General features: G+C 59.9%; 19 protein-coding genes and 1 tRNA gene. 7 read left to right on the top strand and 13 right to left on the bottom strand.

The features are described from left to right. Positions 1-42 precede the first annotated feature (42 nt). A complete protein-coding gene (locus tag K6U75_08955) occupies positions 43-891 on the bottom strand; it encodes a prepilin-type N-terminal cleavage/methylation domain-containing protein (GenBank protein MCL6475164.1) in 849 nt (282 codons plus the stop codon). A gap of 140 nt (positions 892-1,031) precedes the next feature. Between K6U75_08955 and K6U75_08950 the strand changes: the two genes are divergently transcribed. The 3 genes from K6U75_08950 (at position 1,032) to katG (ending at position 4,389) form a co-directional block, all read left to right on the top strand. After that, on the top strand, positions 1,032-1,784 hold the full coding sequence (locus tag K6U75_08950; protein MCL6475163.1) for a type II secretion system GspH family protein: 753 nt from the start codon (positions 1,032-1,034) through the stop codon (positions 1,782-1,784). 48 nt (positions 1,785-1,832) lie between these two features. Then, a tRNA-Met gene (locus tag K6U75_08945) sits at positions 1,833-1,908 on the top strand. A 264-nt stretch (positions 1,909-2,172) separates the two neighbouring features. Next, complete coding sequence (katG, locus tag K6U75_08940) at positions 2,173-4,389, top strand: catalase/peroxidase HPI (GenBank protein ID MCL6475162.1); 2,217 nt, start codon at positions 2,173-2,175, stop codon at positions 4,387-4,389. 84 nt (positions 4,390-4,473) lie between these two features. On the opposite strand, the gene K6U75_08935 is transcribed toward katG, so the two are convergent. The 3 genes from K6U75_08935 to K6U75_08925 are packed head-to-tail and all read right to left on the bottom strand — an operon-like array spanning position 4,474 to position 6,668. Further along, the gene (locus K6U75_08935) at positions 4,474-5,547 is read right to left on the bottom strand and encodes a hypothetical protein (protein ID MCL6475161.1); all 1,074 of its coding nucleotides are present in this window, start codon (positions 5,545-5,547) and stop codon (positions 4,474-4,476) included. A gap of 39 nt (positions 5,548-5,586) precedes the next feature. Continuing rightward, positions 5,587-5,865: a 4a-hydroxytetrahydrobiopterin dehydratase gene (locus K6U75_08930; GenBank protein MCL6475160.1), complete on the bottom strand. Its 279-nt coding sequence runs from the start codon at positions 5,863-5,865 to the stop codon at positions 5,587-5,589. 11 nt (positions 5,866-5,876) lie between these two features. Further along, the gene (locus tag K6U75_08925) at positions 5,877-6,668 is read right to left on the bottom strand and encodes a mechanosensitive ion channel family protein (GenBank protein ID MCL6475159.1); all 792 of its coding nucleotides are present in this window, start codon (positions 6,666-6,668) and stop codon (positions 5,877-5,879) included. Between the two features lie 145 nt (positions 6,669-6,813). Here K6U75_08925 and K6U75_08920 point away from each other — a divergent pair, with 145 nt between their 5' ends. After that, positions 6,814-7,485: a Crp/Fnr family transcriptional regulator gene (locus K6U75_08920; GenBank protein MCL6475158.1), complete on the top strand. Its 672-nt coding sequence runs from the start codon at positions 6,814-6,816 to the stop codon at positions 7,483-7,485. Here K6U75_08920 and K6U75_08915 read toward each other — a convergent pair. From K6U75_08915 to K6U75_08900, 4 genes are all read right to left on the bottom strand, one after another. Continuing rightward, positions 7,482-7,757, bottom strand: coding sequence for a ferredoxin family protein (locus K6U75_08915; GenBank protein MCL6475157.1), 276 nt, complete (start codon positions 7,755-7,757; stop codon positions 7,482-7,484). The genes K6U75_08920 and K6U75_08915 overlap by 4 nt on opposite strands. 128 nt (positions 7,758-7,885) lie before the next feature. After that, a complete protein-coding gene (locus K6U75_08910; GenBank protein ID MCL6475156.1) occupies positions 7,886-8,158 on the bottom strand; it encodes a ferredoxin family protein in 273 nt (90 codons plus the stop codon). Between the two features lie 101 nt (positions 8,159-8,259). Next, the gene (feoB, locus tag K6U75_08905) at positions 8,260-10,443 is read right to left on the bottom strand and encodes a ferrous iron transport protein B (GenBank protein MCL6475155.1); all 2,184 of its coding nucleotides are present in this window, start codon (positions 10,441-10,443) and stop codon (positions 8,260-8,262) included. A gap of 5 nt (positions 10,444-10,448) precedes the next feature. Beyond that, complete coding sequence (locus K6U75_08900; protein ID MCL6475154.1) at positions 10,449-11,480, bottom strand: FeoA domain-containing protein; 1,032 nt, start codon at positions 11,478-11,480, stop codon at positions 10,449-10,451. A 216-nt stretch (positions 11,481-11,696) separates the two neighbouring features. On the opposite strand from K6U75_08900, the gene K6U75_08895 reads away from it, so the two are divergent. Then, positions 11,697-14,324: a hypothetical protein gene (locus K6U75_08895; GenBank protein ID MCL6475153.1), complete on the top strand. Its 2,628-nt coding sequence runs from the start codon at positions 11,697-11,699 to the stop codon at positions 14,322-14,324. A 78-nt stretch (positions 14,325-14,402) separates the two neighbouring features. Here K6U75_08895 and K6U75_08890 read toward each other — a convergent pair whose 3' ends face one another. Beyond that, entirely contained in the window at positions 14,403-14,936 is a 534-nt protein-coding gene (locus K6U75_08890) for a CHRD domain-containing protein (GenBank protein MCL6475152.1), read from the bottom strand. A gap of 128 nt (positions 14,937-15,064) precedes the next feature. Continuing rightward, the gene (locus K6U75_08885; protein MCL6475151.1) at positions 15,065-15,586 is read right to left on the bottom strand and encodes a CHRD domain-containing protein; all 522 of its coding nucleotides are present in this window, start codon (positions 15,584-15,586) and stop codon (positions 15,065-15,067) included. A gap of 297 nt (positions 15,587-15,883) precedes the next feature. On the opposite strand from K6U75_08885, the gene K6U75_08880 reads away from it, so the two are divergent. Continuing rightward, complete coding sequence (locus K6U75_08880) at positions 15,884-18,352, top strand: carboxypeptidase-like regulatory domain-containing protein (GenBank protein ID MCL6475150.1); 2,469 nt, start codon at positions 15,884-15,886, stop codon at positions 18,350-18,352. Between the two features lie 22 nt (positions 18,353-18,374). Next, positions 18,375-19,541, top strand: a complete 1,167-nt coding sequence (locus K6U75_08875) for a hypothetical protein (protein MCL6475149.1) — start codon at positions 18,375-18,377, stop codon at positions 19,539-19,541. A 392-nt stretch (positions 19,542-19,933) separates the two neighbouring features. Here the strand turns inward: K6U75_08875 and mqnE are convergent, their stop codons facing one another. The 3 genes from mqnE to K6U75_08860 all read right to left on the bottom strand — a co-directional run. Further along, positions 19,934-21,094: an aminofutalosine synthase MqnE gene (gene mqnE, locus K6U75_08870; protein ID MCL6475148.1), complete on the bottom strand. Its 1,161-nt coding sequence runs from the start codon at positions 21,092-21,094 to the stop codon at positions 19,934-19,936. A 42-nt stretch (positions 21,095-21,136) separates the two neighbouring features. Next, positions 21,137-24,334, bottom strand: coding sequence for an Ig-like domain repeat protein (locus K6U75_08865; protein MCL6475147.1), 3,198 nt, complete (start codon positions 24,332-24,334; stop codon positions 21,137-21,139). 35 nt (positions 24,335-24,369) lie between these two features. Further along, a partial coding sequence (locus K6U75_08860; GenBank protein ID MCL6475146.1) for a hypothetical protein occupies positions 24,370-24,816 on the bottom strand: 447 nt, incomplete at its 5' end.

Here is a 24,816-nt window from a genome sequence, read left to right as displayed (position 1 = left end):
TGGGCAGGGGGAAGACCCCCCTGCCCTTTCAGTATACCACCATTACCGGGCGCACGAATTTGGAATCAGCCCCACCGGATAGCCCAGAGTGCTCTCCGGGTAGTTGGGCACCATCCAGATGTTGCGCTCTGGCCAGATGTAGCAGGTGTGGCTCGGACCGTTGTTGCAGCGTGGATAGCCCTTGCCCGCCGAGTCCAGCTCCTTCGATACGAAGAACTTGGCGTGCCCGTCGGCAAAGGCGATGTTGCTGCCGTCCTTGTACAGCGCGCGGTAGCGAATCTTGTTGATAAAGTCGGAACCCTCGAGGGTGACGTAGTTACAACCCCATGTTGCCCCACGAGGCGGAACACTGTTCGATAGCAAGATGGCTACCGTGTTCGCTGGTTGCGAAATCTCGGACAGGCGAGCGGGGGTCACCAACTCGAACCCCGATGGTGTCCGCGCATAATCGCCAAATGGGTAGGTTCCATCGCGGGAGAGTAGATAGTTCATGGAATAGGTGTTCGTCATCTGCGTACCGTTGGCAGGCGCGCACTCGCCCGTGAAGTTACCCACGCGCTCCAGCATGGGGGAGCGGAACATCTCGGCGTTTTTGACGTATGGCATCAACAGCAGTCCCCAGCCCCGGTGCGGCGTGCCGTCGCAGCGCAGCGGGGAAATCTGCGGCGTACACTCCGGGCGCCACTCGGAACCGGTCGGCACCCAGGTCTCGTCGTAATCCTGGGCGTACATCGCCGCGGCAAGCCCCAGCTGCTTGATGTTGGACAGATCCTGCGTGTTGCGCGCCGACAGCCGCGCCTGCGAGAAAACGGGGAACAGGATCGCCGCCAGTATCGCGATAATCGCGATGACGACGAGCAGTTCAATCAGCGTGAAACCGTGCTTGCGCATACCCTTATCCTCCCAAAACGTTTTTGCAGAGACAGTATGTCCTAAAAGGATTTAGCAGAGATTAAGCGGGTGTTATGAACATGTTAAAAATGCGGGGCGGAAGCGCGTTCAGGTACCGTTTCAGATGGTATAATGGGGTCATGAGAGCAGGTTTTACGCTCATCGAGTTGCTGGTGGTGATTGCGATTGTCGCTGCCCTGGCGTCTATTCTCTTTCCGGTGTTCGCACAGGCACGGGAGCGGGCGCGGATGGTCGGTTGCCTGTCCAATGCGCGCCAGCTGGCGATGGCGGTCCAGAGCTATACTCAGGATTTCGACGAAGCCCTGCCACCTTCCACCAATTACGCCGTGCCCATTAGCGTGCCGGAGCGCATCTGGACACGGCTGATACAACCCTACGTGCGCGACACAGGCATCTTCACGTGCCCCAGCGCAAGCGGCAGCGGCTTCCCTGCCGACTGGTCGCAGCGGGGCATCGGTTCCATCGGTTATACTGCGGCGACCGCCTACGACCCGCAGGAGCGTGAAGGCTTCACCACTCCCGCCCTTCTCCCGCAGATGGAGGAACCCGCCCGCACGCCGCTGTTCGGCGATACCCCCAGCGGCCCAACGGCTCAAAAATACCGGGGCTATGTCTTTGACCCTTACGTTGGCAAACCCAACCCTGTAGACCCTCGCCTCGGCACGCCGCTGGTGGCAGACCGCGACCTGGTGCTGGAACTCAATCACCTGCCACCCGCACAGCTGAAACCGCTGTTCGCACGCCACTTTGCCACGGGAGACAATCGCGGACGGGCCACCCTTATCCTCGCCGACGGCCACGCCAAAACGTTCTCTGCCGCTTCTATCCTGGCACAGGAGAAAGGGGCAAACCTGCTGTGGCGCTTCCGCTGAGAACGGTTTGCACTGTTGCCGATTTTATGATATAATTATGAACGGCATCGCGGGGTGGAGCAGCGGTCAGCTCGCCGGGCTCATAACCCGGAGGTCGAGGGTTCAAATCCCTCCCCCGCACCCAATTGCGTGACGCCACGTTCTGAATCCCTGCAAGACACCTCCCAGCACGCCTTCAGGTGCAAAGTGCGCTGATGTAGAGCCAGAACCTTTGGGCGAAACGCCCCACAGCAGGCCTGCCATGAGCATGAAGGCATTGCACGGCTCGGCGGGGGTCTCGCCCTCCATGAGGCGTCTGATGGACTTACCGCTCCCCTAATACCCTTGACAAACCAATTAAGAATGAGTATCATTATTGGTACAATTCTGGTAGGGAGAGGAGGACACCATGAGCGAGCACGAGAAAACCATGCACCCTTCCGGCATCGCGGAAGCGGAGAGCAAGCCGGGTCCGGCAAACCCCAACTGGTGGACACGGCGGCTGAACCTGAAGATTCTCCACCAGAACTCGCCCCAGGCTAATCCATACGGAGAGGACTTCGACTACGCCGCGGAGTTCGAAAGCCTCGACCTGGAGGCAGTGAAAAAAGACCTTCGTGAGCTGATGACTCAATCGCAGGACTGGTGGCCGGCGGACTTCGGGCACTACGGTGGACTGTTCATCCGCATGGCATGGCACAGCGCGGGCACGTATCGCATTGCCGACGGCCGCGGCGGTGCAGGGAGTGGGCAACAACGCTTCGCGCCGCTGAACAGCTGGCCCGACAACGCCAACCTCGACAAGGCGCGACGACTGCTATGGCCCATCAAGCAGAAATACGGACGCAAAATCTCGTGGGCAGACCTCATGATCCTCGCCGGCAACGTAGCCCTGGAGTCGATGGGGTTCAAGACCATCGGGTTCGCGGGCGGTCGCGAGGACTGGTGGGAGCCAGATGAGAGCGTCTTCTGGGGTCCCGAAAGCGAATGGTTGGACGACAAGCGACACTCGCCAGACGGCGAGCTGGAGAACCCATTCGCCGCGGTGCAGATGGGGCTCATCTACGTCAACCCTGAGGGACCCGGAGGAAAACCTGACCCCGTCGCCGCTGCCAAGGACATCCGCGTGACCTTCAGCCGAATGGGCATGAACGATGAAGAGACGGTCGCACTCATCGCGGGCGGGCATTCCTTCGGCAAAACGCACGGTGCCGGGCCAGCCACCCACGTAGGTCCCGAACCCGAAGCCGCTCCCATCGAACAGCAGGGGCTCGGCTGGAAGAGCAGCTTCGGAACCGGCAAAGGGCCCGACACCATTACCAGCGGGCTGGAGGTTACCTGGACGACCACCCCCACCCAGTGGAGCATCAATTACCTTGAGAACCTGTTCAAGTATGAATGGGAGCTGACCAAGAGCCCGGCAGGCGCGTGGCAATGGGTTGCGAAAGATGCACCGGCGATTATCCCCGATGCCTACGACCCCAACAAGAAGCATCGCCCCACCATGCTGACCACAGACCTGTCGCTGCGCTACGACCCGGTCTACGAGAAGATTGCGCGTCGGTTCCTGGAGCATCCCGATGAGTTCGCGGATGCCTTCGCGCGCGCGTGGTTCAAACTCACCCACCGCGACATGGGTCCCCGCTCCCGCTATCTGGGACCAGACGTGCCGAAGGAGGAGTTCATCTGGCAGGACCCCATCCCGGCAGTAGACCACCCGCTCATTGAGGAGCAAGAGATTGCCGAGCTGAAGGCGAAAATCCTTGCGTCTGGCCTCTCCGTCTCCGAGCTGGTGTATACCGCGTGGTCTTCTGCCGCCACCTTCCGCGGTTCCGACAAGCGCGGCGGCGCGAACGGCGCGCGCATCCGCCTTGCTCCCCAGAAAGACTGGGAGGTGAACATGCCGGAGCAGCTGCAGAAGGTGCTGGGCGTGCTGGAAGGCATTCAGCGCGAGTTCAACGAGGCTCACGCCCACACCGATGGCAAGAAGGTCTCGATGGCTGACCTGATCGTGCTGGGCGGTTGTGCAGCGGTTGAGGAAGCGGCGAGAAGGGCAGGATATGAGGTCACGGTTCCCTTCGCGCCCGGACGAATGGACGCCTTGCAGGAGCAGACCGATGTGGAATCCTTCGCCGTGCTCGAGCCGATTTACGACGGATTCCGCAACTACCTCAAGGCGGACTACAGCGTGCCCGCCGAGGTGCTGCTGATTGACAAGGCACAACTGCTGACGCTGACCGCACCCGAGATGACCGTGCTGATAGGCGGCATGAGGGTTCTCAACGCCAACTATAACCACTCGCCGCACGGCGTGTTCACCCACCGCCCCGAGACGCTCACCAACGACTTCTTCGTGAACCTGCTGGACATGAGCATCGAGTGGGTTCCCGTGGAGAAGGAGCGCAACCTGTTCGAAGGGCGCGACCGTAAGACAGGCGAAGTGCGCTGGACCGCCACGCGCGTCGACCTGATATTCGGGCACCACGCGGAGCTGCGGGCAATCGCGGAGGTGTACGCCAGCGCAGACGGCGCGGAGAAGTTCGTGCACGACTTCGTGGCGGCGTGGAATAAGGTCATGAACCTCGACCGATTTGACCTGAAGCGGCGAAAGCGACAGGTCGCCTAAAAGTCACGGGTACGACAGAGGTCTACCCTCTGTCGTGCCCCCCGCTATACCCTTACTGGTCGCAAAGCGGCAAAACGTCAGCAGCTACCCGTGCTGCCCGCAATCACACGTGACGAACGCCTGAACCTTCTCCTTGATGGTCTGCTCGCAGCCCTGCACGCTCAGCACGTCGCACTCGCTGCCCAGGATGAACGGATGTCCCACCTCGCGCATTCGCTGTAGCAACTCACACGCCAGCTGCACCACCTGCTCCCGCGTGACGAGTTCGTCGGAGTAGAACCGCTTTGACGGCAGGTTACCGTACAGCACCACGTGTTTGGGAACCAGCCGTGCGTCCTCCCATAGCACCCGCGAGCTGCCAAGGCTGAGAATCACCGGCTCCAATGACGCATACGCCTGCACCATCTCATCCGTCAGCTCGCCACAGCAGTGAAAGATGAGGTCTACCCCGCGCTCGTCCAGAAACGCCTTGATGCGCCGCAGATAGCGCATGACCATGCGGTCAAAGATGTCCGAACCCTGCTCTATCTGCTTGGGTGAGATGTATACCTTATTTGCTGCGGGTTCGGCGATGAAGATGGCTCGTGCCCCTGCTGCGATTTGCGCCTCCATCGAGCGCAGGATGACCATTGTCGAAAGGTCTAAGGTGACCTCCACCATCCGCACTTCGGGTTCCTCCTCCGCGGTAATGCCCATGCCAGCCAGATAGATGGGCGCGATGGGGTCAGCGATGAGCTTGGTCATCAGGGAGAAGGGACCAATGGTCATGCCTATCGGCAGGAGGTCGGTATATTGGGCGATGTACGCCACCGAACCCGCCTGTGCCTGTATCCGCCTGTTCAGCGGTGCCTCATACAGTCGGCGACGCACTGTCTCCACCATCTCGGCAGAAGGCGGGGCGGAGAAGTGGTAGGTGGGTATTTGTGGGGCGGGCACCTCCAGCAGCTCCAGTATCGCCGTTTTCTCGATCATCAGGTCCATGTGGGGGACCGCCAGCGGCGTGCGGTAACGTCGCGCCGCCTCCTCCACGACCTGCCCCAGCCGGTACCCGTCCACCAGGATGCCGTCTACATCGTCTTTTTCGTGCAGCACCAGGTCGGTACCAATGGGCACGCGTAATCCTCGTCGCGCCAGGTCGAGATAAAACTCGCGCTGCATTTTCTCCTCCTGTATGCGAACTTCTTGTTGCGAAAACAGTCAGGCGATGGCGTCTATCTGTCGCGCCATTTCAAAATCCTTTTCGGTTAGACCGCCTTCCGAGTGCGTGGTCAACGTCAAAACTACCTTTTTGTAGTCGATGGCAATATGGGGGTGGTGATTCAGTCGCTCCGCTAGCAGACCGACATGCACGACAAACGCCAGCGCCTCACGGAAGTTTTTGAACTGAAAGCTCCTCGTGATTTCCTTGCCTGTCCGCGTCCACTGCGGTGCTTTCTGTAACATCTCATGGACCTGTTCCTCACTGAGCAGTGCCATCCTGAACCTCCTTACACCAGCGTAATCCCCTCCTCATGGAATCGTTCCAGCAGACGCTCCTTCAGGTGTAGCTCCCGCGCTTCACGCTCCGATGCCACTACCTCACCAGTCAACCGCAGGGTTACCGAAGCCGCGTCAAACGCACTCACCCCCACCAGCGTTTGCGCGATTCCCACCTCGTCTGCCACTGCCAGCAAGATGTGCTTTGCTGCCTGAAGGTCGGCGTTGGCTGCTACTCGCACGTCCACATTGAACCTCACGCCACCCTTTCGTGAATGGTTAATGACCAGGTTGACATCTCCATTCGCAATGACCACCATGCGCCCCTGCTCGTCGCGCAGGTGGGTGGTACGCATCCCCACCTCTTCCACTACACCCGTAATCGCGCCGATGGTTACCACCTCACCCACCGTAAACTGGTTCTCCGCCAGCAGGAAAAAGCCTGAAATCATATCGCGCACCAGCCGCTGCGCGCCGAAACCGATGGCCAATCCTGCCACACCCGCCGTTGCCAGCAGGGGAGTGATGTCCATTCCGATCGCGCGCAAGGCCATGAGGATGGCAACAATCAGCACCGTGTATTCCACGATACTGCGCACCAGGTTGCCCAGCGTGCGGATGCGTGGCTTGTGCGCGGCGATGCGTTCCATGCCTTCCAGACGGTTTACCACCGCACGCCCCATCCGCGCGATGAGAAAACGCACCAGCAGATACAACAGGACAATCTTTAACAGCTGCGCGCCGGCGTCAACGCTGTGCTGTAAACGCTCCTCCAGACGAAGCGCACTCCACCACCCTTGCATTTGTGCATGCCTCCACTGTGTTTCATTATTCGTCTGGAGGATGAGAAAGTACTTCTGCCATCGGTGACTTGAGTCACCAGCAACCCCAATTGGACGCCAGACAGTGGTACAATAATCACCGAGACGTTGAACGCAAGGGGATTGTATGGAAGCACGGGAAGCCCTGCGCCGCGTCCTTTTTCTGCGCGACGCGAACGAAGAGGTATTGCGAACTCTGCTCGCCCGCGCCCGCATCGTGAAGGTGCAACGGGGGGAAGTCCTGTTCCTGCGAGGTGAACCCTGTCATGGGCTGCATGTGGTGCTGGACGGCGCGATTCGACTGTATAACAGCAGCTCCAGCGGTAGGGAACAGGTCATCGGGGTAGAACGCAGTGGCTCGGTCATCGGAGAGCTACCGCTGTTTGACGGAGGTAACCAACCCTGTTCGGCGGAAGCCATGTCGCCCAGTCGTCTGCTGTTTATCCCCCGCGAACATTTTCTGACGGTGATACACGCTCATCCCGAGCTGATGCAAGCTGCTCTGCGTGCGCTGGCTATTCGGATACGGAGGCTCTTGCATCTGGTGGAAGAGCTCTCCCTCCACGAGGTACCCGAGCGCGTGGCTCGCTACCTGCTGGCGCAGGCAAAAGAACGAGGCGCGTGCTTCACCCTGGACTATACTCATGCCGAGCTGGCAGCACAGCTGGGAACTGTCCGCGAGGTGGTCACGCGCACTCTCAACCGTTTCCGCAAAGCGGGATGGATATCCATGCAGGACGGGAAAATCACCGTGCTGGACCGCGACGCCCTGCAGGCGCTCGCCCGCGTGCAGGACTAAGAGACCTGCCCGCTTTCGAACGCCTCACGGTTGATGCGGACAAAGTGCTTCCACTGGTCGGGTACATCCGTTTCCGCAAAAATGGCGTTTACCGGGCACTCCGGTTCACACAGCCCGCAATCGATGCACTCATCCGGATTGATGAACAGCATGTCGTAGACGGTGCCGTCGCTGTCGGTGAAGACACCCTCCTTGATGCAGTCGACAGGGCAGACCTGCACGCAGGACTTGTCCTTAACGCCGATGCAGGGTTCCGCAATGACGTATGCCAATGGTCTTACCTCCTCCTCAACGCAAGGTGTGATTTCCACACTGTATGTAGCTTATCAAAAAGAAACACAGGATGCCGTGACTGAAGTCACAACAGAGCGAACGGCATCCTGTGACACGCTGTTTGATGCTATGCGCCGACCTGTCCGCTCGTATACGCCTCGCGGTTGATGCGGATGAAATGCTTGTACTGCTCGGGAATGTCCGTCTCCGGATAGATGGCTGTCACCGGACACTCCGGCTCGCACACTCCGCAGTCGATGCACTCGTCAGGGTTGATGAACATCATGTCGTAGGTGGTGCCATCGGCATCGGTGAACTGCCCCTCATGGATGCAATCCACCGGACACACGGCAATGCACGCACCGTCTTTCGTGCAGGTATCCACAATCACGTATGCCATTTGCTTTCGCTGAACCTCCATCGGAAAGTTGGGTATGAACCCCACCGCATATTATTCTAATTGCCGCTGTCCACACCATGCCGTGATTTATGTCACAACGTTCAATCAAGCCAGTGCACGATGCCGTTCAACAACAACAGCAAGGCAAAGGCTATGCTTAGGGGCAACAGAGCACCTATCCACGCCCATTTCGCACTTTTTGTCTCACGCCAGATTGTCAGGATAGTAGTGGAACAGGGATTGTGCAGCAGGGAAAAGAGCATGAGGCAAATCGCCGTCCAAGTGGTCCAGCCGTGCTGGTCGACGAGCAAGTGTCGCAAATCGTTGAGGTTTTCCAGGTCGGTCATCATGCCCGCGCCCAGGTAGGTCATGATAATGGTTGGCACCACAATCTCGTTGGCGGGGATGGCGATAATGTACGCCAGCAACACCACGCCGTCCAGCCCGATGGCTCGCCCCACAGGGTCCAGCCAGCTCGCTATCCACTGGGAAAGGCTGCGTCCGTGGGCGTGGATATTGCCCAGCAGCCAGATGACCCCACCGGCGGGCGCAGCCATGACCACAGCCCGCCACAACACGAGCAACGTGCGGTCAATCAAGGAGGTATACAGCACCGCCAGCACGTTGGGTTTGCGATACGGCGGAAGCTCCAGTGTGAAACTACTGGCTTCGCCCTTCAAGATGGTGCGCGACAGCACCGCAGAGACAACGAACGTCATTAACACCCCCACGAGGACTACTGCCACCAGTGCGCCTGCTGCCACTGCCGCGGCGAAGACAGGTGGGAACGCCGCCGCCACAAAGAGCGAGCTCATCGTAATAAGCAGCGGCCACCGCCCGTTGCAGGGCATGAAGTTATTCGTCAGGATGGCGATAAGCCGCTCACGAGGAGAGTTAATGATGCGCGTGGCAACCACCCCCGCAGCGTTACACCCCAGCCCCATCGCCATCGTTAACGCCTGCTTCCCGTGTGCCCCCGCCTTCTTGAAGAACCTGTCCATGTTGAACGCCACACGCGGCAGATAGCCCATGTCCTCGAGAATGGTAAAGATGGGGAAGAATATCGCCATCGGCGGCAGCATCACCGAAACCACCCACGCCAGCCCGCGATACACGCCATGCCACAGGAAACCGGTGAGCCACCACGGCGCGCCCAGTGCATTGAACAGCGCACTACCTTTTGACTCCACCCAGAACAACCCGCTCGCTATCAACTCCGAGATAACATTGGCGCCCTGAATGGTTACCCAGAACACCCCCATCAAAAGCAAACCCATGAGTGGCAATCCCCATATCCGCGAGGTGAGAACCCTGTCGAGCTTGTGGTCCCAATCCCATCTTCGTTCGCCCTTTCGGCGCACCACCTTTCGGGCGATGGATTCCGCCTCCGCATACAGAGCTTCCACGACCCTGTCACGGAAGGAACCCTCCAGCCGTCGCTGTAACACCTCCACAAGGGTGAGGATGGGTTGCGCATACTGGCGTGAGCGTTCGATCTCCGCGTCGCTTGCCTGGGGATGAGCAAGGCGGAGCAGTTCGCCGCTTTCCAGAGACTGACGCACGTTGTAGTCGCCGTCCAGCAGACGCATGGCTATCCATCGCACGTTCGGCAAGCCGTGATAGGCTTCACGGATAACCGGTATCAGCTCTTCGAGGGCGCGTTCTACCGCCTCGTCCGTCTTCACACGCCGTGGGGAGGTGGTTATCCTGCCCGTCACCAGTTCCGCTACCGTCTGCATCAATAGCCCCAGACCAACGCCCTGCCTCGCAGCGGTAGGTACGACGGGCACTCCCAGTTCCCGCGACAGGGCACGATGGTCTACCTCGATACCTTTGCGCTCCGCTTCGTCCATCAGGTTCAGGCATACCACCACGCGGTCGGTAATCTCCAGCACCTGCAGCACAAGGTTCAGGTTGCGCTCCAGAATGGTGGCGTCCACCACCACAATCACCGCATCGGGCCTGGCGAACAGCACGAAGTCACGGGCAACCTCTTCGTCCACCGAGGCAGACAGCAGAGAGTAGGTACCCGGCAGGTCTACGATTTTATACCTCTTGCCGTTGAACTCAAACGCGCCCTCCATGCGCGTCACCGTCTTGCCCGTCCAGTTGCCCGTATGCTGGCGCAAACCGGTGAGCGCGTTGAAGACGGTGCTCTTTCCCGTGTTGGGGTTGCCCATCAGCGCGAGCACGTAGTCAAAGGAATCCACGCGCACCCCCATGCGCACCAGATGCTCGCGCAAAGCACACGACTCACAACCCTGAGCGTCTGTCACTCTTCGCATCTGCCTTATGCCGCCCCCTCCTTACGGTCTGTGCCGCCGTTCCGCTGTACCCAAATCCAGTCTGCCTGTTCACGTCGCAGGGCAATCAGGCTATCGCGCACACGATACGCCACAGGGTCGCCGAACGCCGAACGCATGACCACCTCGATCTCCGCGCCCGGCGTGATGCCGAGGTCGAGGAAGCGACGGCGCGTCAACCCCTGACAGGCCTCATCGATGCGCAGCACCGTCGCTCTTTCACCGGGCTCCAGCTCCCCCAACCGCTCCCCTTTTGGAGCAAGCATCTCGGGAGATACCTCGCGCACGGTGATGTTTGCTGCCACCACGGGCGCGAGCACGTGTTCGTCGCTATCGCTTTCCAGAACCACGCGCGTCGGTGACCGCTCGATAACCGTAACCGTCATGCCGGGGCGCAACCCCTCCGCCACAATCTGAGCGTAAACATATGGAGGTTCGTCCTCGACGTGTACAATCTGCGCAGGTTTTCCCAGCGGGAACTCCACCACTGACTGCCCTTCTAATGCCGGCATCTCGCCGCTCGGAGAGGGAATGGGGTCTCCGTGCGGGTCGACGACAGGATGCCCCATGTAAGCATCCAGCTGCTCCAGCTGCTGGGGGGTTAAGGTGTGTTCCAAACGGTGTGCCAGTTCGTGTATCTCATGCGCGGGCACAGAGGTTTCATAAGCGAGATAACGTTCAAACAGACGGTGCGCCCGTACCACCTGAATCGCCAGACGATGCCCTTCCGGGGTGAGGCTCAACCCTCCTGCACCCACCTGCAACAAACCCTGCTCTTCCATGCGTTGCGCAAGAATGAGCGCAAGGCGCGTGGATACTCCCAGTGCCCCTGCCAGCGACTCTACCGACGCCAGGCGTCCTTCATGCTCGCGCTGATGCAGATGCAGCAGGGCATCCTCTATCGCCTCACGAGAACGCAGCCAGCGCTGCTGCCTCCATCGCGTGACCACACCCCTCTGCGGTGCAAACAGCACCATCAACAACACCAACAGCACAACCACTACTGCGCTTTCTATCATGCCCGTAACCCTTATAAGAATGATTCTCAATACCATTATACCTTGGGGCACATCGGTCATCCAAGCAAAACATAATTCCAGACAATGCCCCGTCATATCCTGCCCCCGTACCAAAACAGTCGCAGTGCGCACGGCTGTAACAGGAGACTGTCCGTTGGTACACGTATTCTACAGCAGGTTTATCGGCTCGGACAGAGTAAAAGGAGGACGCTATCCATGCCATTGATTCACAGCGCGATACAGCACACTTCTGGTATTCCGCTCGGTGGGATTGGTACAGGATCGGTGGAGATACGTCCGGATGGCCTGTTCCACGAGTGGCAGATATTCAACATGGGAGGGTGGTCTCCCCAGACTCCGGGCGGGTTCCGTACCGAAGACATCGTGCAGCCAGAGGATTTGGTTTTCGTGCTGCGCATCGCCGCTTCAGACGGGGATGTACAGTTACGCTACCTCGCCCTGCGCGAGAGCCTGCACGACCTCTATTCCGCCGGCTGGGCACGCGCGGTACAGTCCATCCAGTTTGATGGTTCCTTTCCGGCGGCACGCTTGCAGTATCTGGACGCTTCCCTGCCCGTGCAGGTCGCCGCGGAGGTTTTCTCACCGTTCATCCCTCTGGACAGCCGTGCATCGGGAACGCCCGGTTTCTACGTGCGTTTCCTGGTGCAAAACATCTCGTCAGAACCGGTACAGGTCGCCATCGCAGGCGTGTTGCGCAACATGGCAGGCATCGGACAAACGCAAAGACAGCCGCGCAACCTGCTTCATGAGATGGTGCAAGGGGTCGCTGTTCAGTTCACGGCAGACGCCTTGCAGCCCGAACACCCATCCACCGGCAATATGACCTTCGCACTGCGAGGGGGAGAGGTCAGCTACATCACCGGTGGGTATCGCGACGAGTACCGCTCGCTGATGTTCTGGCGAAACCGCTTTGGGCTGAAGCCCGTCTCCGTGTTACGTCGTTTCCGCGAGGAGGGCAAGCTGCCGAACCTGTCACCCGAATCCGCTCCCGCCCTGCCTGAGGGGTTCAACGCTTCTCGACTATCGCAGGAGGAGCGCGAACGGCTGCTCCAGCAGCTGCTCCGGCATCCGTTGGTATACGACAAATACCATCGCCTGAACGTCGTAGACGCAACACTCGTGCAATCGCCGGAGTTTCTGGAGGAAATCGCGCTTAACCTGAACGAGCTGCGCGAACGACAAATAGAATGGGGCTACGCTGCGCTTTGCTCCAGCCAGCAAATCGAGCCAGAGAGCGAAGGGGAGGCACTTTTCACCGTGAGCTGGTTCTTCCCGAACCACATCAGTCCCACCGGTGCGAACATCGGTCACCAGTATGCCCGCTGGTTCACCAACTCGCTCGACGTCGCACGGTATCTGCTGGACAACGCCACTAACCTGCGAGAACGCACGCTGGATTTCGTAGATGCGATTTACGACTCCAGCCTGCCTCCCGAAGCCGCCGACGCGATCAGCGGGCATCTGTCCACCCTGACCAAATGCACCTGGTGGACATACGAAGGGCACTTCGGCGTGTGGGAAGGACTCGGATGCTGCGGCTTCCATACGACGGACATCACCTATCAGGGCTCTTTCCCCATTATCGCCCTCTTCCCCGACCTGCAAAAGATGCAAATGGAGCACGGCGCGAAGTTCCAGCGCGAGGACGGGCGCGTACACCATTTCTTCACCCCCGACTTCAGTGCAGTGGACAACGGCTTCGACCGCGTGGATATGAACCCTCAGTTCGTGATGCTTGCGGCACGAGACTACCTGTGGACGGGCGATGGAGGCTACCTCGAGCGGCTGTACCCGCACATCGTGCGCGCCATGGACAACACACTGCTGCTGGACACGGACGGAGACGCCCTGCCCGATACCGACACCCGTCGCAACACCTACGACGTTTGGGACTTTCAGGGCAGTCCTTCCTACATCTGCAGCCTGTGGCTGGGCGCGCTCAAGATAGCCGCGAGGCTGGCGCAGGAGATGAGCGACCCGCAGCGTGCCGCAAAATGGCAGGAGCTCTACGAGAAAGGTGTCAGGAGCTTCATCCAGAAGCTGTGGAACGGTGAATACTTCGTGCTGTGGCGCGATGGCGACCTCGTCGACGGATGTTGCATGAGCGACCAGATTAGTGCAGACTGGTTCTTCGCTGTAAGCGGTTGGGAGCCCGTCATCCCCGACGAGTTCATCGAGCGTGCGCTGAATGCCGTGATGCGTTACAATTTCCGCCCGGGCGAAGGCTTACGCAACGCCTCTTACCCGCCCGGTCAACCGCACCGCCTCGCGGCATCGGGTAACCTGCAGGCAGATGCGCTGTGGACGGGCATCGAGTACACGGTAGCCGCCCTGCTGCTTGCTCGCGGAAGGGTCGCGGAAGGCATGGCAATTGTGCGCGACATTCACGACCGCCATCTGCGAGCGGGGCGTTTCTGGAACCATGTGGAATGCGGCAACCACTATTACCGCGCGATGTCTGCATGGACGCTGCTGAACGCACTGACGGGCTTCGCATGGGATGCCCCGCGAGGCGAGCTGACCTTATCCCCGCCCATTCGCCTGTTGGAGAGCCGCTATCCCTTCTTCACACCAGTAGGCTGGGGCATCTACTCCGAGAACACAGGCGCGGCAGGCCCACGAGTCAGTATCACCCTGGTGGACGGCGAAATGCGGTTGTGCAGCCTGAAGCTCCCGCGCTGGCAGGGGTCCAGCAGTGTCTCGCTCACGATGGATAAGCAGCCGTTGAGCGCGGAGGTGCTGCCGAATGGACCGGGTATTCAGCTGCGCTTTGTCACCTCGGTTGTCCTGACCAAGGGACGCGAGATAACCATAGAGGGATAGTATCCGTACCAGCGACGACACCGGGTGGGGTCAAAAAAGTGGGCTGAGGGAACCCTCAGCCCACCTGGTTACAGAACCCTACTTTTTTCGCCGTCGAAGCGCCAGCAGTCCCACGCCGATGCCCAACCCGGCAATCGTCGCAGGCTCTGGCACCACCGGCAAGGCGGTAATCTGTCCGCGGATCTCGCCCGCGGGGAAAGAAGTGGTGTGGATGTTGACGTAGGTGTTGCCACTCAGTAAGTTCGCCTCTTCTGCCGCGGGGAACGGCGCGTTGTTAATCACCGTGATGAGCTGTCCCCCCAACACGGCATAGCTGCTCCCGCCGCCGATGCTGAAGATAACGGGGCCGTTGCTTCCCGCAGGAGCGCGGTGAATGTGCGATGCGGTCAGGTCGCTTTGCGCGATGCCGCTCACCGTTATCGCCAGGCTGATGGTTTTGGCAACGTCATCGTAGCTGCCAAAAAGCACCCCACTGGCGTTCGTCGACACCGGTGGCACTTCCTGCGAGCCGCTCAGGGTCGCTTGCAGGTACCAAAGTCCCGCGTGTGAAGGCAGCGCTACCGCCACCACCAGCGCTACCAGCAAAGCCAAACGTGCTGTCAGTCCTTTCAAAAAGCTATCCCTCCTTTCGTCGTAGGTGCTTGCGCCATGTCCTCCGTTTTACCTTGTTCACTGGTGTCTTGCTTGCGCGAGAACAAATTAGCCTAAGCGAACGCCCAGGCTATTCTCGCGTTGTTTGCCTATGCTCTTTTCCGTCGCAGCAATAGCAGTCCCAGACCTGTGGACAGACCAACCAGCGTCACAGGTTCAGGCACCGGTATCAACTGACCCCGAATGTCCTTGACTCCGCCTGGCGTGGTGATCTGGATGTAGGTATTACCCGCTAGAAGGTCAGTCTCATTCGCGGCTGGGAATAGCCCGCCTACAATAAAGCGCGAGTAAACAATACCGCTTCCAGACCATGACGCACCGCCATCGAGGTCATAGATGGCGGGGCCGTTCGTGCCCGGCGCGCCCACGTAAATCTTTGCAGAGAGAATCTCGCTCTGGGTGAGTCCGACCTCATAGACCGCCAGGCTGAACAGCTTCGACACATCATCGTAGCTCATGATAGCCTGCCCGAAGGCGGTGCTACTGGTGGGCGGAACCACCTGGCTACCCGTGAGGTTCGCTGTCAACACCCACACCGTGGCGCTGGAGGGCAGGGCTATTGCCGCAAGCAACACAGCAAAAAGCCCCAACCGGATTGCGATTCGGTGCATACTCCATCCTCCTTTCATCATCATGGACGGTTGAGCAACCATGCTGGTGCGAGCTGTGCTCCCACCTTGCTTCCAGTATACACCCCTCAATTCGTCTTGTCAAGCATTTTCACGGGGCAGTTGCAAACTTTTTTGGAAAATTACCCTGGTTGCACCCCAGCCATGAAACACGGGCATCCGTTTTGTGTCCACCTCGATAGAAAAAGTAAGCAGGACACATGCATCGACAAGTAGAATTGAATTAGTACGCAGTGCAACATCTCGCTGTCCTCACCTCTTGGGGAAGGAGGTAGCAACATGAAAAGGGTCTTTGCCGTGACGCTGGCGTTGTGGTGCTGGTGGAGTGTGGCTCATGCGCAAAGCGCAACAGTCATCAGCGGGCGCGTCGTGGATGCCGAGAACAACCCGGTCGCTGGCGCACAGGTATACTATTACCCGAACATCGTGGTGGCATGGTTGGGTCTGCCAGAGCAAAGCTTTGCGCACACCACTACCGATGAAAGAGGACGCTATCGCTTCGTGGGTGTCGTGCCGCCCTCTACCCTCTCGGCAGTGGTGGCATTCCACCCCACGTTGGGTTGCAGTACCATCCGCATGGGGTCGAGACCTTCATTTACCCTTCGCCTGCAACCGCTCAAACAGTTCGACGGCAAGGTGGTGAACGCCGAAGGTCGACCTGTCGAGGGAGCACGGGTGCGGTTAAATTACGTAGTGCTCCAAGGTGACAACGAGGTACTGCTCCCGCCGCCTGTGCCGCCCTTTGTTGCCACCATCAACGCGGATGGCAGCTTCCAGTTACCGATGCACCCGAAAACGTCCGGCGTTGGTATCCTGTGTTCTGCTTCGGGTTACGCCCCGTCGCTGGATATCCGCAGCACGAATTTGGAAAAGCTGACCAAAGAAGGTTTGGCGATTACCCTCAAGCCGGGTGCCCGAATAACCGCCCGCCTGGTTTACGCCCACAACGGCGAACCATGCAAACATTACCCGGTGCTGGTGGAGCCATGGACACACGTCACGACCGACGAGGACGGGCGCATCACTGCGGACGTGGGCACAGACTCGTTCGCACTGATGCCCGGCGCCTCGCTGTCTTCCCCCACTCTGGTTCCGCCCGGTTTCTTTATGCCGGTAGAGGTAACCAACCTCAAGCCCGGCACCACCACCGACCTCGGCGTGATCAAAGTATACACAGAGCCGGTGATAACGATAGAGGTGCGCGACGACAAGAATAAACCCGTGCCTTTCTGCGGAGTAACTATCAATCCCGAGGGGAGGCGCGCTGTCGGTGTGCGATTTCCCTATTTCACCGACAGCAAAGGCAGTTTGACGATTGCGCTTCCCGATGGCGAATACCAGTTCCAAGCATCTGGTTTTGCTTCGGGCGATGGTTACTACATGCCACGCAGCCTACCGAAGGTAACTATACAGCAGGGTAAGATGACCGCCCCGCAGCCGGTGGTGCTGCAAGTGGCACTCACGCGGGTGCAGCGCACACAAGAGGTTCAACTACGGGTGCGCACATCGCGCAACGAGGTACCCAAGAACATCTGGATGAACCTCAGCCCTGTGCCCGAGGAAGAAGTCGAGGTCAGCTGGCGTCCCTACCGCGTCGAGGGCGATAAGCTGACCATACAGGTCGGCGGGGAGAGCATGGAGCAGTTACTGATCGTGGACTACGGCACGCAGGAGGGTATCATCCTCCGCAACTTCAGCGTGAAGAACCCGCCCGCAATGGTTCGGTTGCAGCCTTTACCCAAAGTGCGCGGACGTGTCCGGGACGAGGCGGGCAAGCCCGTCGCCGGAGCAAAGGTCAGCCTGATAGTGGGACAGGAGCCGCAGTACCAATTGTCCGACGGAAGCACACAGCGGGTGTGGATGGAATACCCAACGCCGCTATCCAGCAGCACGGACAGGGCAGGAGGTTTCGTAATCGCGATTGTGCCGGAAAGCCGGTGCTGGGCGGTGGTTACTGCGAAGGGCTACGAGCCAGCCGCAACTATCCTGAGCAAAGGTCAAACCGCAACGATAAGGCTGAAAAAGGTAAACGGGGAGTATGCCGGCGTACTGGTCGACGATTATGGCGAGCCCATTGCGAAGGCAAATCTGCTTTTGCAATACGAATTTCCGAACAGCCGTACGGCGCAGAATTATCGGCAGCGCCGCGTGCCGTCAAGGGCTATCCCCCTCGGTAGTGTAACCACCGACGACAGCGGAAGATTTTCGCTGAAAGGGATGCCCGCTTCGCTGCTGCTGACACCGCGTCTGCAGAACCTGCCGCTGACACCCATCCGCGTGAAACCATCGACGGACATCGTGCTGACCTTCGGTGCCAGGCGGCTGCCATGGGACCGCGGCGGCGAAGCACCTCCCAAGCCGAACGTGGAGAAGCTGCTGAGGCGAGTGGAGTGGCTCCAACCCGTGCAGTGGGAAGGCAAAAACACTTTGCTCGTTTTCACCGCGCCTTATCTCGCGCAGAACCACTGGCTGTTGGAGACGGTGAGAAGCCAGATGCGGGAGGGATGGCAGGTGGCGATTGTGCTGGATACCGCCAGCCGACAGGAAGCAGAGCGGTACCGCAGCCGGGAACAGCTGGATGTTCCCGTCGGCTTCTGGAAGCGCAGCCCGCAACAACCCGCTGCGCCTGCGCTGCCTCTCATCCTGCCTGCGATGCCCTACGTGGTTCACATCGGTGCGGACGGACAGCCGGCGCGGCAGGGCATCTCGATGGAAGAGTTGCCCAAAGTAGTCGGAATGCTGCAGTAGATGGGAAGGAGGTGCATTAGCGATGCGACGCACATTCTGTGCCATCGCCCTGGCGTGTGCTACCGCCCTTACTGTGACGTGGGCGCAGGAAGAGACCGTGCGCCCTCAGGGGCAGGTACGCTTCCTGCAGTCAACAGGTGAGGAGGCGGTTCGATTTATCACGCCTACTCATACGGTGCAATGGCGCAACCAGCCACCGAAGGAGGTCAAACTGCCCGACTGGGCAAAGGCTTCATGCCGGTATGGCGTGCTGAAGCTGGGCAAGCCTCCGCAACACTGGCATCTGGTCATGGACCCGAACAGCAATCGTCTGGCGGTGGACGTCAACCGCAACAATGACCTGACCGACGACGAGCTGCTGCGGGGCTCTCCCGACCCGGTATGGTACTTCGGTGTTTGCTACGGTCCGTTCCGTCTCACCGTGTCCCTCAATGGCGTGCTGACGTCGCGCTACTTCAGCCTGGTGATGGACGAGGTCGGATCGAGGCAGACATACCTGCGCAGCGAGGATTACCGCCTGTTTGAAGGGGAGGTGAACGGCAACACGCTCAAAATCGCCCTGCTGGACGCCAATGCCGATGGGGCGTTCGACACGCCGGCAAAGACCCGCTGGGATGGCGACCGGTGCGTCTTTCTGCCAGACCGGCAACAGCGACCTGTGCCGCGCTTTTACCAGCTCGCTGGGCGCACCTATAGACTCACTTTCGCGTCCGACGGCTCTGCCTGCGAGTTTCAGCCGACAGAAATCGGCACCGGCACGCTGGTCACCGAGTACCCCGAGGTGCATCTGATAGCGATTGGCAAACAGGTCGGCTACTGGGAAGCCAGCACCACCGAAGGACGCCTGCAGCTGCCCGCCGACGAATACTCCGTGCAGACCTACCGCGTCGGCACGCGCGATAGCAAGGGAAATCTGTGGCGGGTAGAAGTAACGCCGATGGACCCCATTACCGTGAAAGTGACCGACGGCGAGAACAAGTTCCCCTTGCCGAAGCAGTTGAGGGCGTCGCTCGGCTTTGGCACGCGGCGGGGCGATACTCTGGAGGTCGCCCTGACACTGTCCACGGGAAACTGGCTGCACCGGGTGACCTCGCTGGAGATGAACGGCGAGCTACCGCCTCCCCCTACCCTGCGCATCGTCGACCGAAACGGCAAGACAGTCAAGGTGGAAAAGTTCCACTATGGCTGAGGGTTCACCTGCGCACTCTCGGTGAGAGTGCCTCAGAAAGCGGCATACCCGCTGAAACTGATACCGGAGATGGATACGGGTCCCTTCACACTGGAAAAGCGGACTTCGGTGATGGCATCGCCCAAAGCGCAACCGAAATAGCGGCTGCCCCCTGAAGAGGGAAAAGACGGACAAAAGCGAACAGGTGCTCATGCCGACACGGGTTTGCCGTGCCGTGAGTGTGTGCTTACTCATCTACGGAGGGTATCATGAGCGCTCAGGTGGCGAACCGCCTCGTCTTCCTGCTTGCCTGCGCGGGGGTTGTCGTCGCTCTGGTTCTCGGTCTGGCGCATATCGCCGGAGCGTAGATAGAGCCTTTGGAGGTGCGGCAACTGCTCTCCTGAGAGACGATGTCATTGCCAAACACCTCCAGCGGCGGAAGTAAGCACAGGTAACGACAATTCCTCCTCACGGCGCGGCGGCACCTCGTTGTAGTGGCTGTCGCGCTCGATGGGGATACGCCCTGCCTCCAGAATCATCTCTATCAGTTGCCGGCGCGTCAGCAATTGCTGGCGTTCACCCGGCGCTTCATCCTGATACACAATCTCATACTCGTGCACCGTGCCGTCCACGTCGTCCGCACCGTACCACAGCGCTACCTGGGTCACCGCAGGCGTGTTCATAATCCAGAACGACTTGATGTGCGGGAAGTTGTCCAGCATCAGGCGGGATACCGCGATATTGCGCAGGTCATCGTAGCCAGACGGATGAGGCAGATGCTCCAGCTCCGTCCCCTCTGGGTGGAAGCTGAGCGGTGTCAGCGCCAGAAAATGCCCTGTTTCGTCCTGCAGCTCGCGCAGGCGAATGAGATGCTCCACGCGCTCCTCAATCGTTTCGATGTGCCCATACAGCATGGTGGCATACTGGCTCAGACCCACCCGCGCCGCCGCGCGGGCGACCTCGCTCCACTCGTCCCCACCGATTTTGCGCGGGAACAGCTCCTGGTGGATGCGCTCGGAATATATCTCCAGACCGCCTCCGGGCAGGCTGTCCAGCCCCGCCGATTTCAGCGTGCGCAGGGTGTCCTCATAGCTCATCCTCGCTACCTGCGCAATCTGCACAATCTCGACTGCGGTAAAAGCCTTGATATGCACCTCCGGACGCACTTCCTTCACCGCATGTAGAAGGTCTAAGTAGTACTGGAAGGGCAGTTTGGGGTGGATGCCCCCCACGATATGCACCTCCGTGATGGGCACGTGCAGGTACTGGCGGAGCCGCTGTTTGACCTGCTCAGGAGTCAGTGTGTATGGCGCGGGGCCGCCCTTCTTGGCGTAGAAGGAACAGAAGCGGCACAGCTTATTACAGATGTTTGTGTAGTTGATGTGCTGATTCCGCACGTAGTACGCCTTATCGCCGTGCAGCCGCTCGCGCACGATGTTCGCCAGGTAACCAACACCCGTGAGATTGGACGTCTGGTAAAGCAGGCGCCCGTCCGATTCACTGAGGCGAACGCCTGCCATGACCTTCTCATATATCGGCATCAACTCGCTGCCGAGAACGCGCTCTGCAATCATCCAACACTCCTTGTGAGGCTTCGTTTAGCTTTATTATACCCGCTAATCATCGCCGAGCGTGCCGAAGTTCCTCACCAGGATGCCGAAGTCGAGCAGGGTGACTTCCTCATCCCCGTCAAGGTCTGCGTTCGCGTTCCAGTGAGTGTCGCCCGGCGCGGAGCCAAAAGCCGCCACCAGCGCGCCAAAATCCAGCAGCGTCACTTCGTTATCACCGTCCACGTCTCCATTGACGAGGTTCCACGAGAGTGATGCCTCGCCGGACAGATTTGCGCTCACCCGCTGGCGCAGCCAGTGCGTCACCTTCACCGCCACACTGCCGCTGCCCGCCAGCGCGGTTTCCACCGAGAATCGGCCACTGTTATCCAGCGATGCCGACAGGCTCTCCGAGTTGCTGCCCTGTGCGACGCTGATGGCTACCGGCAGACCGTTGACGTCGCCCGCGAAGTCGCCGAGGCGCACCGTGCCCTGAATCAGCACTTTGCGCACATCGAGCGAAGCCTCTCGGAATGCGCTCAGGTAGACTGTGTCTCCTGCGAACTCGGCGCGGAGTACCCTGCTTCCAAGAGACGCACTCAATGGCACCGTGTAGGGCAGGGTCGCTATGCCGCTACCATCGGTGCTGGCAGTGCCAACGGTGCTACCTGCCACTTTGAAGGTGATTGTCTTGCCGCTGATGGGTGCGCCATTGTCCTGCCGGCGCAACGTTGCCTGCAGGTTCACGGTCTGCCCGCGTCGTGCTGTCAGGTTATCCAGAACAATCTCCGGAGTCGCCTTGCTGATACTCAGCGTGCCGGAACCACTGGAGGGGTTGGCAGTGGTGTCGCCCTCAAATGTTACCGAAACGGTGCGGCTGCCCGTGCCCGCCCATTCGGGAACGGTGTAGGCAAGGCTGGCAATGCCGCTGGAGTTCGTTACCGCGCTGCCCACAGGAACGCCGCCCACCGCAAACTGCAGGGTCTTGCCCAAAACGCCTGCCAATGTATCGGTGCGTTGCAGGGTCGCCGTGAGGTTCACCGTGCCACCCAGCGTGCCCGATACGTTATCCACCAGCACGCGCGTGGTAACAAAGGTAGCTGTCGGCAGCGGCATCCGCCAGATACCTCGTCCGTAGGTGCCAACATATAGGTAGCCCGTCGTGGCGTTTGCCCGCAGGTGCAGGCAGGGGGTGCTGGGCAGTCCCAACCCCAGTTTTGCCCAGTTCGCGCCGCCGTCTGTGGTCACGAAAACGCCGGTATCGGTCGCCGCGATGAGCATGTTCGGAGCAATGGGGTTCACGATCAGGAAGTTCACCGGCGTATCGGGCAGGTTGCCTGAGATATTCGTCCATGATGCGCCATAGTTGGTGCTTTTGAAGACGCGCCCGCTGCCAAACCCTTGCAGCCCCACGTATACCGTGCCCGGATTGCTGGGATCCACCGCGATTCCGCCCACCGACCGCGTGGGCAGGCCGGTGTAACGTGCGTTCCAGGTATTGCCTCCGTCGGTGCTGACGTACACCGCGCCGTCGTCGGAGCCGGTGTAGATGACGTTCGAGTTGGACGGCGCGATGGCGATGACGGACAGCGTGCCGGAACCGCGCGTCAGGTCACCGCTGATGCGCGTCCAGCTGCCCGAAACGCCGTTGCTGGTCGAGCGATACACATAAATCGTGCCCACGTAGAAGGTGGATGGGTTGTTGGGGTCGTTCACCAGCGGAGCAGACCATGGCGAACGCGGGTCGCCACTGCCGTTAAATACGAAGCTCCAGCTGCTACCGCCGTTTGTGGAGCGATAGACCACAGCATAATATACTTCGCCCAACACGGTGTTAGGGTCGTTCCGTTTGTATGCCGCCCAGAAGCCATCCCCGCCCAGCGTGATGGCATAGTTGTTGGAAGTGGAACGCACCTGAGAGCCGTTATCCTGAGAACCTGCCACCAGTCGGTTTGCGTTCGTGGGATGTACATCGAAAGCGTAGAACTCCATGGTGCCACGGCCGCTGTTCAAGGGGGTCAGCGTCGTCCCACGATTGGTAGAGTAGAACAATCCCCCGTCGCTGCCGATGAAGATTTTGGCAGGATCAGTGGGGTCAAACTCCAGGGCATGCTGGTCCACGTGACCGACGGTCGCCTGTGGATTGATACGGGTCCACGAGCTGCCTCCATCGGTGGTGCGGAACAAGTCCACCTCTCCGACGTAGGCGATATTCGGATTACTCGGGTCCACGCGCATGACCAAATCGTACCACGACTGCCCGCTGCCGGTGGGTGCGCCGGTCAGCTGTGTCCAGCTGCTACCGCCGTTGGTGGTTTTCCAGACGCTGTGGATGCGCGCGCCCGCTGAGATGGTTTGCCCGAAGGCTACGTAGATGACGTTCGGGTTACTGCGGCACACGTCCAGCTCAATGCGCCCCACGCTGGTTCCCAGAGGCAAGGCACTGTAGCGCGTCCATGTGCTGCCGCCGTTGGTGGAGACATACACGCCGTTGGTGGAACTGCCCCAGATGTTTCCCAATGCTGCCCAGAGGATGTTCGGATTGGCGGGATGCACGCGCAGGGCGGAGGCTACCCCGCTCAGCGTGCGGGTGAATGTGCTGCCGCCGTTGGTCGTGATATAGATGCCAGCATCGGTGCTGATTATCCATTTATTGCGGTTGTTTGGGTCTATAACAATCTCGTTAATACGCTGACCCGAGAAGACGTTGTTGCCAATGAGCGTCCACGAGTTACCTCCGTCCGTTGACCTGTAGATGCCCACGCCGCCTAACGCGTAGGCTGCGTAGTACTCTTCTCCCGTACCCAGATAGATGGTGTTGGGGTCGTGCGGGTCTATCGTCAGGCAACCTACATACTGCGCCGTGAGGAAGTCTGTCAGGTTGGTCCAGGTGGAGCCGCGGTTAGTGCTTTTCCAGACGCCCCCTTTGGAGACGCCGATGTAGATGGTGTTGGGGTCGGTGGGATGGATGGCGATGGCGTTCACGCGGGCAAGCCAGTTCTGGTTGGTGCTGTCCGGTCCGAAGAACTCCCACGTGAGCGCTTGCCCCTGTAACCCCTCACCCTGATACACAGGCAGCTGTTGCGCCTGTTCGTATGCCCTGAGCCATGCCCCTGCTGGCACATCGTTGTACGGGAAGGCACGTCGGCTGTAGAACCACTCCAGTCGCTTCCAGGGTTTGGGCATACCCCACGGGTCGATCTCCTGTGCGACGCCCAACGACGTAATCGCCGTCCACAGGGCGAGTAGCAGCAAAAGACGCTTCATGAGCGCAACCTCCCGGGTGTTTGCAGACACTCACCCTATTGTAGCGTAAAGACAGGATGCAAGGCAACAGCGTTTGTGGAGGGCGAGGCTCGCGCCGAGCCGTGAACTCCTCCCTGCTTGCGGGGAGGTAGCGACGTCTGCGCACTGCCCTGCTGGTAGCGCAACACCCCGAACAGGTCATACAGGTTGTTGCTGACCACCTGTGCGCTTCCGTTCGTAATCACCCCTGCCGTGCCCAACGGGTCAAAGTGGTGCCATTCGTTGTTTCTGCGCACCAGCGAGATGCCCTGCAGATACAGCGCACTCACCGTCCAGCTGCCACCCTCCAGCGGCTTCTGCTGCTCCACCAACTCGCCGGCACCGCACGCCACCCCGCACGGATACCGCGTCCATACCCCGTTCAGGTAGTCCTTCCGCCAGCGACGACCGCCGTCAAATCCGTAGCCATACTCATACGCCAGCTGCACGTTGCCCCCGCCGTA

The organism is Bacillota bacterium (genome assembly GCA_023511455.1).
In the GTDB taxonomy this organism is placed as follows: domain Bacteria; phylum Armatimonadota; class HRBIN16; order HRBIN16; family HRBIN16; genus HRBIN16.
The sequence above is the reverse complement of the archived record's forward strand: the minus strand, read 5'-3'. Positions and strand labels throughout refer to the sequence as shown.

Bases quoted from the DNA above. Each gene is read 5' to 3' on its own strand.
- K6U75_08955 (MCL6475164.1), bottom strand. From the start codon at position 891: ATGCGCAAGCACGGTTTCACGCTGATTGAACTGCTCGTCGTCATCGCG.
- K6U75_08950 (MCL6475163.1), top strand. From the start codon at position 1,032: ATGAGAGCAGGTTTTACGCTCATCGAGTTGCTGGTGGTGATTGCGATT.
- katG (MCL6475162.1), top strand. From the start codon at position 2,173: ATGAGCGAGCACGAGAAAACCATGCACCCTTCCGGCATCGCGGAAGCG.
- K6U75_08935 (MCL6475161.1), bottom strand. From the start codon at position 5,547: ATGCAGCGCGAGTTTTATCTCGACCTGGCGCGACGAGGATTACGCGTG.
- K6U75_08930 (MCL6475160.1), bottom strand. From the start codon at position 5,865: ATGGCACTGCTCAGTGAGGAACAGGTCCATGAGATGTTACAGAAAGCA.
- K6U75_08925 (MCL6475159.1), bottom strand. From the start codon at position 6,668: ATGCAAGGGTGGTGGAGTGCGCTTCGTCTGGAGGAGCGTTTACAGCAC.
- K6U75_08920 (MCL6475158.1), top strand. From the start codon at position 6,814: ATGGAAGCACGGGAAGCCCTGCGCCGCGTCCTTTTTCTGCGCGACGCG.
- K6U75_08910 (MCL6475156.1), bottom strand. From the start codon at position 8,158: ATGGCATACGTGATTGTGGATACCTGCACGAAAGACGGTGCGTGCATT.
- feoB (MCL6475155.1), bottom strand. From the start codon at position 10,443: ATGCGAAGAGTGACAGACGCTCAGGGTTGTGAGTCGTGTGCTTTGCGC.
- K6U75_08900 (MCL6475154.1), bottom strand. From the start codon at position 11,480: ATGATAGAAAGCGCAGTAGTGGTTGTGCTGTTGGTGTTGTTGATGGTG.
- K6U75_08895 (MCL6475153.1), top strand. From the start codon at position 11,697: ATGCCATTGATTCACAGCGCGATACAGCACACTTCTGGTATTCCGCTC.
- K6U75_08885 (MCL6475151.1), bottom strand. From the start codon at position 15,586: ATGCACCGAATCGCAATCCGGTTGGGGCTTTTTGCTGTGTTGCTTGCG.
- K6U75_08880 (MCL6475150.1), top strand. From the start codon at position 15,884: ATGAAAAGGGTCTTTGCCGTGACGCTGGCGTTGTGGTGCTGGTGGAGT.
- K6U75_08875 (MCL6475149.1), top strand. From the start codon at position 18,375: ATGCGACGCACATTCTGTGCCATCGCCCTGGCGTGTGCTACCGCCCTT.
- mqnE (MCL6475148.1), bottom strand. From the start codon at position 21,094: ATGATTGCAGAGCGCGTTCTCGGCAGCGAGTTGATGCCGATATATGAG.
- K6U75_08865 (MCL6475147.1), bottom strand. From the start codon at position 24,334: ATGAAGCGTCTTTTGCTGCTACTCGCCCTGTGGACGGCGATTACGTCG.